This window comes from uncultured Maricaulis sp. (assembly GCF_905480005.1).
In the GTDB taxonomy this organism is placed as follows: Bacteria; Pseudomonadota; Alphaproteobacteria; order Caulobacterales; family Maricaulaceae; genus Maricaulis.
The window spans coordinates 1-7032 of record NZ_CAJQOO010000112.1 but is presented as its reverse complement, the minus strand read 5'-3'; the positions used below and the strand labels follow the sequence as shown (position 1 = coordinate 7032).

Below are 7032 nucleotides of genomic sequence, written 5' to 3'. Positions count from 1 at the left end.
TTGCTGGACCTGGTCCGCCTGGCGGGCTCCGCGGGCCAGGCCGGCCAACCCTGCCATGGTCGCCGTCAGCACTCCCGCCGCGATCGCGAGCGCGACCAGGGCTTCAAGGATGGCGTATCCGTCGTTATTGCATCGGGCGGTCGACATGGATTTGTCCCGAAATTGCGTCCAGACGAACGACCCGCTCCACCATTTCCAGCCGTATGAGTATTCTGGCTTCTTCACGGGATAGCGGACGCCCGGCCATGTTCAGTGCCTCAGTTTGGCGCCACCCATTGCGACTACGACTTTGCCAACTGGAATCCAGTCCGGTCGGCCACTCGCGGTGGACCGAGACCGCCTCGATGCGATAGCCGGTCTCGGTCACGATGACGGGCACCGGAGCCGCGGCACGTCGGGCCTCGAGCTGGGCTCTCCGCAAGTCATCGGCCAGCTGTACGGCCGCCTGATCCAGTCTATCGGACGCGCTGGCGGGACGAAGGCGGCTGGCCACGAATCCTGTGGCGAGGGAAAGAACAACCAGCGCCGCCAGCATCTCGAAAAGAGAAAAGCCCCGAGTGCGCCGCGACACGGTCATCGATCAGCTGCGGGATAGGTCACTATCCTCTCCTTCGCCACCCGGCAGTCCGTCCCGACCCAGGCTGCCAATCGTGAAACGCTCACCCGTCTCATCCAGCCCGTAACTGTAAGCCCGCCCCCACGGATCCGTCAGTCCGGACGTGTTTCGCATATAGGGACCTTGCCAGGCGGGCGCGTCTTCCGGCGCCTCGACCAGGGCGGTGAGCCCGTCAGCCTCGCTCGGATACTGCCCCATATCGAGGTAGTAGAGTTCCAGTGACGTCTGAATCGAGGCGAGCTGGGCTGTCGCGACATTGACCTTGGAGCGGCCCGCATATCCGATCACGCGTGGCGCAACGATCGTCGCCAGCAGAGCGATGATGACCAGCACGACCAGGAGTTCGAACAAGGTGATGCCGGCTTCCTTGCGAGACCGGCTACGCATGGGCTTCATTTTAGAACACAGCGTCATTGAGACTGAGAACTCCCGACATAACCGCGGCGATGACACCAGCAACGCACGCACCAAGGATGACAATCAAAACCGGCCCGAGCAACTCCAGTGCCCGAGTCAGACGCGATCGCGCCATGCGTTCATAGCGGTCGGCGGTTCGCAGCAGGAAAGTGTCCAGCGCACCGGTTTCCTCGCCGAGGCGGATTTGCCGGATCAGATCGCGCGGCAGGATGTTCTGCTCATCAAGCGCGCGCGACAAGGCTGTTCCGCCGCGGACCCGATCCGCCGCCCTCGACATCCCGTCCCGCATTCCCGCATCCCCGACAGCGCCGCGCGCCACTTGCTCGGCCCGGTTCACCGGAAGGCCAGCCTTCACAAGGACACCCAGAGTCCGCGCAAACGCCGCGGCATCCAGTTTCCACATCGCGGGTCCGATAATCGGCACGGTCCGGCGGATTCGGGTGGCAACGAGCGGGAAACGGGCCATCGCCGCCCGGGACAGCCAGGCCAGGCCGACAAGCCCGACCGGAATCCAGACCGCATAGCTGCGCAAGAAAGCGCCAACTGCGATCACGAAACGAGTTTCGGCCGGCGGCTCGACAGCAGAATCCGCGAACACGATCTCGAACTGCGGCAGGACAATAAAGGCGAGGAAGACGAGGGTCAGATAGATCAGGCAGACCAGAACGGCTGGATAGGCCAGCTGACCGGCCAGGTCGCGTTTCAGGGTCTGCTCGGCTCGCAAACGCACGGCGAGATCGTTCAACGACGCAGCCAATTGCCCGGATTCTTCACCTGCGGCCGTCATGGCGATCAGGATGCGCGGCGGGTTGGCCGGATCGCTTTTCAGGGACTCGCTGAGCGAATGACCACCACGGACACGGGCCTCAAGGCGCAGGATGAACTCCCTGAGACGCCGACGCGTTTCGCCTTCAGCCAGGCTGGCAAGCGCGTCATGAATCGACACGGCTGCCCCCAGAAGCTCCGCGAGGTCTTCCGTAAAGTCCGCGATGTGAGCGCTTGGCAGCCGACCGGACCGCGCCGGGTTACCGGATAACCCGACCTCCCGGACCTCCACGGCTACCACGCCGCGCGCTGCCAGAAGCTGGGTGGCGTGGCTGGAACTGCCGGCCAGGATATCGCCTCGCTCGACACCGCCGGACGCGTTTTCCGCGAGATAGCGCCAAAGTCGTGGTTCAGACACCAGGCTGCTCCGCGTCCGCCTGGCCTGTGTCTTCGAGCGCTCGCAGCAATTCCGCTCGCGTCGTCAAACCCCTTGCGCACAAGGCCAGGCCGTCTTGCCACATTGTTTGATAGCCGGCCCGTTTCAGCACAGGTTCGAGACCGGTTTCACGCGCGCCCTCCCGGATCGAAGCCCGGATCGCATCATCAACGCGGAAGGCCTCGGCCACAGGTAATCGGCCCCGAAATCCGGTCTCCTCGCAGCGGCCGCATCCAGCCCCTTCACAATTCGGGCAAGTGCGCCGGACCAAACGCTGGCCAACGACACCGACCAGCGTTGCAGCCAACAGGAAGTCCTCAATCCCCATGTCCTGCAGCCGGCTGATCGCCGATGGAGCGTCATTCGTATGCAGTGTGGACAGGACGAGATGGCCGGTCATCGCCGCCTGGATCGCGGTTCTGGCCGTTTCCGCATCGCGGATTTCCCCGACCATGACCACGTCCGGATCGTGCCGCAGAAACGCCCGCAAAGCGTTCGCGAAGGTCAGGTCGATCGCGGGATTTGTCTGCGACTGGGCGACCCCGGGCAATCGATATTCGATCGGATCCTCGATCGTCAGGATCTTGCGCTCTCCGTTCGCCAGACGTCGAAGGAAAGCGTAGAGCGACGTGGTCTTTCCGGAGCCGGTCGGCCCGGTCACGAGGATCAAGCCATGGGGCATGTTCAGCATGGCCTCAACAGGCTCGCTGACGGATTGCGACAGGCCGAGATTCTCGATGCCGCGGAGGCTCGCTTCCGGGTCGAGCAGGCGCAGGACAAGGCTCTCGCCATACTGACCGGGAACGACAGACACGCGAAGGTCGATCGTGCGACCGGCAACGGGCATCGAGAAACGCCCGTCTTGCGGCCGCCGGCGCTCGGCAATGTCCAGTTCCGCCAGGACCTTCACACGCGAGATCACGGCGAGCGCCTGGGCGGTCGGCCAGGCAATATGATCCTTCAGGACGCCATCGACGCGCAATCGTATCTGCGCTTCGCGATGCTGGAGCTCGACATGAATATCGGAAGCGCGCGCGTCCGTCGCACGGGCCACGAGATTGTCGAGCCGACGGACGACCGGGCCGGCCGTTGCCAAGTCTCGCAAGCGCTCGGCATCGAGGCTGATATCAAGAACTCCCTCGCCCTCATCAGGCTCATCGCCAGATTCGGCGGTCAGACGATCGGAGCACAAGGCGTTGAAGAGCGAGTGCGTTACCACGAGCGGGGCCAGGGACCGCCCGCTGGCAAAGCGGAGTCCATCGAGCGCGTCGTGATTCATCGGGTCGACGAGGCCGACAACACAAGTGTCACCGCGCGTGCCGAGTGGGATCACGCGTTCCGAGACCAGAAAGTCGGGATTGAACTCAGAGAGATCCACGGGCGCATCGAAAACACCGATATCATCGATCGTCTCGGCGTGCGCGAGCCCGGCCTCGGCAGCGAAAAAGGCTGCCAATCTCGCCTCGCTGGCCAGCCCCGCTCGCGTCAGGATGATGTCCAGTGGCTCCCGGGCGCCGGCTTTCAATGCCGATGCATGCGCAGCTTCGGCACGGCTAACCACGCCGGCTGCCACCAGTCGGTCCAGTCGACCCTGTTCGATGTCTTCGCGCGATTGAGTCATTGGGTCCCAGCTTAGGTCGCGCAAGCCTTCAAGGCGAGGGCCTCCGCCAGATCAAGGACCTGGCAGAGGCGAACGCGCCTTGGCAGTTTGAAGCGCGGCAGATGACCTGAGCGGTCAGTGCATCGAGAGCGGCAAGCGGATCCGAAGCATGGCGCTATTGGCTTCAAAATCGCCTTCGCCCAGGCCGATCATTGACACCTCGCCCGAGATCCGGCCGCCATTCGCCATCTCCATGGTCAGACCCAGCCGCGCGTCACCACGCAGATGACCGAGCGTTTGCAGGGTTCCGGCGGCGTTGAACACATCGGCATCATCATAGTCGTAAAGTGCCGTGACGTTGAGGTAAGGCTCGACATAGCCGCCCGCGGCGTTCTCGAAGCGGTAGGCCACTTCCGGTCCGGCCGAGAGTCTCCCGATCGTGACCGTCTGACCGGGAATGACGATGCCAAGCGTATCGGTATACGCGTCCTGGCTCTCATGGAAGTAAGCCAGACCGACACCCGGCGTGACCCGCCACCCACCATGCAGAATGTCACCAGCCAGGTTCGCCTCGATCAACCAGCGGTCAGTCTCGAAGCTGTCTGTATAGGTGCCGATCGGATTGACGGTATTGTCCGACTGTCCCCACGCGGCGCGCAGGTCGAGATAGGTATTGTCCGAAATCCGCGCGACCATATACGGACCGGCCATCCAGCCATTCCCTTCGACCGCACTATTCCAGTCGCCTGTCGTCATGTCGGTCTGGTCGTACTGGATCAGCACACCGGCGAGAACATTCTCGGAGACCATGATGTCCGTCCCGACATGCACGATTGAGAAATCGGCATCGGAACCCAGTCCGGCCCTGTTGTCCGAGACGCTCGCGACGCTGGCCTGCATCCAGACATCCAAGCTGGACATGCCGGTCCGGCCATTCAGCGAGAAACGCTCATCACCCGGCTGTTGCGGCTGGCTCGCCTCGACTGCCTGACGCAGGGCGCTCAGGCTCGTCGACATTTGGGCGTTCAACCGTCCGTCGCGGAAATCGGCAGCGAAACTGTTCGGCGTTGCCGAGCTTCGGTCGCTGCGCATCCGCCCGGCCAGACGCGGGCTGTTGGTCAGGATGAGGTCGGCACGCGCAGCCATGAAGTTGCGGATCGCCGACAGGGTCACGCCACGGATATAGTCCTCATTCCGCCGGTTGGTGAAGGTGCAGACCATGTTCTCCTCGGCATCGAGGTCGATCGTGACCTGACCGCTCGCGAGATCATAGACATTGCCGCCGTCCAGATCGCCGGTGCAAGAAAGGGATGCGAGATCCCAGCCGTCCGACGCCAACTGGGTCAGGACGTAGCTCCCGCGGAGCACATCATTGACGGTGGTGCTGGCATTGCCGCCGGTCGTCGTCACGGTTTGCCCGTCCAGCGCTGTGAGCGTCGAGGCATAAGAGAAGCTTCCCTCACCCTCTTCCGGAGCAGTTGTGCTGGTGATGATGGTGAGATCACCGAGACGCGGTTCGATGGCAATGTTCACCGGAATTTGGAGTGTTTCCAGCGTATTGGCCTTACTACCACCACCGCGTTGAGCCGGAGGGCTGACTTCGACAACCGTGATTGTTGCCGTGTAGGCGCCCGGTGCCAGATCCAGCACGGCCGAAGTAAAGCTGACCGTAAATTCAAGGCTGCCGGTGGCAGGAATGGAGCCTGCGGTCGGGTCGATGGCGAGCCAGGGCTGGTCGGTCGACGCGGTGAAGTAGAAGGCCTCACCCCCGACGTTTTCCAGATCGAAACTGCTGGTGGCGCTGGTCGGATCATCGGCCAGCGTCGGCAGCTCGATTGTGACTTCCGGAATGACGGTTTCATCAACATCCGGCTCGGCGACCTGTGTGAATTCACAGGACACGGTGTCCGTCGGGCCCAATGTCACCGTTGCGCTGCCCGCGACAGCATCGAGGACAAATGTTCCGCCGGTGCAGCTGATCGCATCGAGATTGAAGCCATCGGTAGCGGCCGCAGTGAAGGTATAACTGCCCTCGGCCAGATCATCGAAGCTAGTCGCGCCGGCCTGGCTGGCCGTCGCGACGGAGAAGTCGCCCAGATCACCACTGAAGTCGAAACTTCCATCAGTCGCCCCGGTGATGGCGACGGCGACCGACAGGGAGCCGCGGCGCATTTCGACACTTAGAAGGTCGCTCACCGGGCTGTCTGGCAAGGCATTGCCCGCGGCATCCGCTGCTGCGGACACGGTCACATCGACATCCGCGGCTACCTGGCCGCCATCGGCCACGCTGTAGGTTGCCGTATAGACCGTATTGCCAGCCGAGAAGGCTCCATTATCGAGCGACAATGTTGCCGAGAGGTCGGTCGAGAATGTGAAGACCGGCGTCTGGCTTGCATTCATGGCTTCGCTGAAGGTTGCCGTCAGCGTGACGCTTCCGCCAACATCCTCGAGACGAATATCGGCATCGGAGACGACGAGACTGTCCAGCTCCGGCAGGCTCAGATCAGCGTCCACCGCAAACTGCGTCGCGGCAATATTGCCGTTTCCGGCAGCGTCCTGAGCCGAGTTTGCGGCCAGGTCGACCGTGACCGACCCGCTTGCCGTCGGCGTGATATCGAGTGTGTAGCTGCTCCCGGAGCCGGCCAGATTGGCGGCACTGCCATTACCGACGGCGAAGTCGGCCAGCACCAGGCCGGTCACGTCCTCGGAGAAGTCGACAGACAAGGTGAAGGTCCCGACCTGGTCGATAGCGGGACCGTCGAACGCTACGGTCGGGGCCGTTTCGTCATTCTCGATCGAGAACTGGGTTGCGGCGACATTCCCGTTGCCGGCGCCATCCTGGGCGGCGGCGGCGGCCACATCGACCGCCACCGTGCCATCGGCGGCAGGGGTGATCGTGGCGGTGTAGACCGTTGTACTGGTCGCGGAGAAGCTCGATGCGGCACCATTACCAACCGAGAAGTCGCCAATGGCGAAGCCTGTGACGGCTTCCGAGAAAGTCGCGGTGATCGTGAAGGCACCAGAGACCGGATCGGCAGAGCCTGTTGTCAGAGCCACGGTCGGCGCCGTCCCGTCATTCTCGATCGAGAACTGGGTTGCGGCCGTGTTATCATTGCCGGCGCTGTCCTGAGCGGCACCGCCCGCGACATCAACCGTCACCGTGCCATCGGCAGCCGGTGTGATCGTGGCGGTGTAGAC

Annotated in this window: 5 protein-coding genes; all 5 read right to left on the bottom strand. The window is 63.2% G+C overall.

What is annotated here, in order from left to right; all coding sequences use genetic code 11:
• Nucleotides 1-124 precede the first annotated feature (124 nt).
• Nucleotides 125-577: a Tfp pilus assembly protein FimT/FimU gene (locus QZ266_RS10005; RefSeq protein WP_295694664.1), complete on the bottom strand. Its 453-nt coding sequence runs from the start codon at nucleotides 575-577 to the stop codon at nucleotides 125-127.
• Between the two features lie 3 nt (nucleotides 578-580).
• Nucleotides 581-1003, bottom strand: a complete 423-nt coding sequence (gene gspG / locus QZ266_RS10000; protein ID WP_295694662.1) for a type II secretion system major pseudopilin GspG — start codon at nucleotides 1001-1003, stop codon at nucleotides 581-583.
• A gap of 10 nt (nucleotides 1004-1013) precedes the next feature.
• Nucleotides 1014-2216, bottom strand: a complete 1203-nt coding sequence (locus QZ266_RS09995) for a type II secretion system F family protein (RefSeq protein ID WP_295694660.1) — start codon at nucleotides 2214-2216, stop codon at nucleotides 1014-1016.
• Nucleotides 2209-3855 (bottom strand): GspE/PulE family protein, encoded by a 1647-nt coding sequence (locus QZ266_RS09990; protein WP_295694658.1) that lies wholly within the window; start codon nucleotides 3853-3855, stop codon nucleotides 2209-2211. Before QZ266_RS09990 ends, QZ266_RS09995 begins: the two co-directional genes overlap by 8 nt.
• Nucleotides 3856-3969: 114 nt before the next feature.
• A partial coding sequence (locus QZ266_RS09985) for an Ig-like domain-containing protein (protein WP_295694656.1) occupies nucleotides 3970-7032 on the bottom strand: 3063 nt, incomplete at its 5' end.

What these genes read in the sequence shown, in the direction of transcription:
- QZ266_RS10005 (WP_295694664.1), bottom strand. Translation starts at nt 577, where the DNA reads ATGACCGTGTCGCGGCGCACTCGGGGCTTTTCTCTTTTCGAGATGCTG.
- gspG (WP_295694662.1), bottom strand. Translation starts at nt 1,003, where the DNA reads ATGCGTAGCCGGTCTCGCAAGGAAGCCGGCATCACCTTGTTCGAACTC.
- QZ266_RS09990 (WP_295694658.1), bottom strand. Translation starts at nt 3,855, where the DNA reads ATGACTCAATCGCGCGAAGACATCGAACAGGGTCGACTGGACCGACTG.